This is a genomic window from Piscicoccus intestinalis NBRC 104926 (assembly GCF_001515525.1).
In the GTDB taxonomy this organism is placed as follows: Bacteria; Actinomycetota; Actinomycetes; order Actinomycetales; family Dermatophilaceae; genus Kineosphaera; species Kineosphaera intestinalis.
The window spans coordinates 1-3,105 of sequence record NZ_BCNQ01000245.1; the positions used below are offsets into that span (position 1 = coordinate 1).

1 protein-coding gene is annotated in these 3,105 nt (G+C 74.2%); it reads right to left on the minus strand.

The window, feature by feature from the left end; translation table 11 throughout:
* On the minus strand, positions 1 to 3,105 hold a 3,105-nt coding region (locus PINTE_RS20760), incomplete at both ends, for a helix-hairpin-helix domain-containing protein (protein WP_068434402.1).

Here is a 3,105-nt window from a genome sequence, read left to right on the forward strand (position 1 = left end):
CGGCTTCGGCGCGGTCGGCCGCGATGAGCGCGCGGACCGCCTCGATGCCGCCGTACTCCCACTCGTGCAGCAGCGCCGACAGCTCCCACGCCCCGGTCGCCAGCAGCGAGACGCCCATCGGTCCGGTGCGCCGCACCTGCCCGCTGACCAGCATCAGCCAGGACCCGAAGACCGTTGCGGCGTAAGGACCTTGGACGTCTTCGAAGAACGTCGCGTCGACCGGACCGGTGGAGTCCTCGACGGTGAGGAAGACGACGCGGCGCCCGGAGCGCACCGGTGGGGTCTGGGTGGCGACCTTGACGCCGGCGACGAAGATGTCGCTGTGGCTGCGCACCGCGCGCAGGTCGACCGAGCGCACGGTGGGCAGCTGGGCGAGCATCGGGACGTACGGGTCGAGCACGTGCCCGCTGACGTCGAGTCCGAGGATGTCGAGCTCGGCGTGCACCCGCTCGGCCCGGGTCATCTCCGGCAGACCGGTGCCCGCGGTCAGCCGCGGGGTGTCGCCGAGGTCGAGGCGCAGCTGCATCGGCTGGGAGCCCGCGGGTTCGACCGCCGCCGGCGCCCGGGACTGGGCCGCCGCGGCCGCCCGCACGTCGGAGCGGTAGCCCGGCAGCTCCCGGTCCGCCTCCCCCGGCCGGCCCGAGGGCAGGCCCTCGGGCGCGGGCAGCGGCTTGGCCCGGGTGCTCGGTCGCGAGCGCCGGGAGGCGCGGCGGGTGCCGTGCAGCGACGCCGACCAGCGTTCCAGCTCGCCGATGTGCAGCAGCAGGTCGCGGCGGGTGACGCCGCCGCGACGGCCGAGACCGTCTCCGGCGGAGTCGAGACCGTAGAGCGAGTCGAACGCCCCGGCGAGCACGAGCCGCTCGGCCACCGGCCGGGAGACGTGCGCGCGCAGCCAGAAGTCGGGCAGGTCGGCGTACGGCTGACCGGCGACGATCCGGGCGATCTCGGCCTCGCTGACTCCCTTGACGTCGGCCAGCGACAGCCGGATGCCGAGCACGCCGCCGACCGCGCCCGCGCCGGGCCCGTCGCCTCCCGCCGCAGCGCCGTCCTCATCGGATCCGTCCTCATCGGCGCCGTCCTCATCGGTGCCTGCCCCACCACCACCGACACCACCGAGCCACTCGACGCGATAGGTCTCGCGGCTGTCGTTGACGTCGAGCCCGAGGATCGGCACGCCGAAGCCGCGGGCGTCGTCGAGGATGAGCCGCTTGGGGTACATGCCCGGGTCGTGGGTGAGCACTCCGGCGATGAACGCCGCCGGGTGGTGGGTCTTCAGCCACGCCGACTGGTAGGTCGGCAGCGCGAACGCGGCCGCGTGGGCCTTGCAGAACCCGAAGCTGGCGAACGCCGCGAGCACCTCCCAGATGCGTTCGACGTCGTCGGGTTCGTAGCCGCGGGCCGCGGCGCGCGGCCGCCACCAGGCCTCCACGCGGTCTCGGCCGTCATGGGTGCCCATCGCGCGGCGCACCTCGTCGGCCTCCGCCAGGCTCACCCCGGCGGTCGTCGCGACGAGCTGGAGCACCTGCTCGTGGAAGACGACGACCCCGCACGTGGGGTCGAGCGCGTAGGCCAGGCTCGGGTGCAGCACGTCGGGCTCGGTCCAGCCCTGCCGGGCCTGCAGGAACGGGCGGATCATGTCGGACTTGACCGGGCCGGGCCGGAACAGCGAGATGTCGATGACGATGTCGTCGAAGCTCTCCGGCGCGAACTTGCCGATGAGCTCGCGCTGCCCGGGGCTCTCGATCTGGAAGCAGCCCAGCGTGCGGGTCGAGCGGATGAGGTCGAAGGTGGCCTCGTCGTCGAGCGGCACCTGGGCGCGGTCGTCGAGGTCGACGCGCTCGCCGGTGACGCGGGCGACCTCGTCGACGGCGTGCGCCATCGCCGACTGCATGCGGATGCCGAGCACGTCGAGCTTGAGCAGCCCGAGGGTCTCGACGTCGTCCTTGTCGAACTGACTCATCGGGAAACCCAGCCAGCTCGCCTCGACCGGGGTGCGGTCGAGCAGCGCGGCGTCGGAGAGCACGACGCCGCACGGGTGCAGCGCGATGTGCCGGGGCAGCCCGTCGAGGCGCTCGACGAGCTCGAAGAGCACCTCCATGCGCCGGCTCGACCCGCCGCTCGGCCCGCCGCACGACCCACTGCTCGACCCGCTGCCCGGCCGCCCGCCGCGGCCCGCGCCGCCCGAGGCCAGCCCGAACGCGGCGAGCTCGGGCAACTCCTCGATCGCGCTGCGCGCGTCGCGGGCCCGGATGTGCGGGAACGCCTTGGCGATCGCGTCGATCTCGACCGGAGGCAGCCCCAGCGCCGACCCGACGTCGCGGATGGCGTGCCGCACCCGGTAGGTCTCCATCATCGACACGCACGTCACCCGCTCGCCGCCGAAGCGCTCCAGGATCCGCTCGTAGACCTCGGTGCGGCGGGCGGATTCGACGTCGACGTCGATGTCGGGCAGCTCCGCTCGCAGCGGCGTGCAGAACCGTTCCATGAGCAGCCCGTGCGCCAGCGGCTCGATGCCGCTGATGCCGAGCAGGTAGTTGATGAGGCTGCCCGCGCCCGACCCGCGGGCGGCGCAGCGCACCCCCATGTCGCGGATGAGGTCGCACACCGAGGCGACCGTGAGGAAGTACGTCGGATAGCCCAGCGCCCGTACGACCCCCAGCTCGTCGTCGAGACGGGCATTGACCGCACGCAACAGTGTGTTGTCGGCGCCGGGGTAGGCGCCCGCGATGGCGCCGCGGCAGCGCCGCTCCAGCACCTCCTGGCAGTCGGTGCCCGGCGCGAGACCGAGGGCCGCCGGCTCCGGCAGGTGCACCGACCCGATGCCGATGTCGGTGCGCGGATCCTGCGCGCACTCCCGGGCGAACTCGCCGGTGCGCTGCAGGAGCCGGCGCGCGGCGGCGCCGTCCTGCTCCCCGACCACCCGACGCATCGCGGCGAACATCGTCGGGGCGTCGGCGATGTGCCCGGCCGAACTGATGCGGTCGACGTGCCGCTCGTGCAGCAACGTCAGGCGGCGGGCGGCGTCGAGCACGTCGACGGTCGCCCCCTGGTCGGGGCGGGCGTGGCGCACCGCCGCGCTGGCGACCGCGGGCAGCCCCGCGCGGG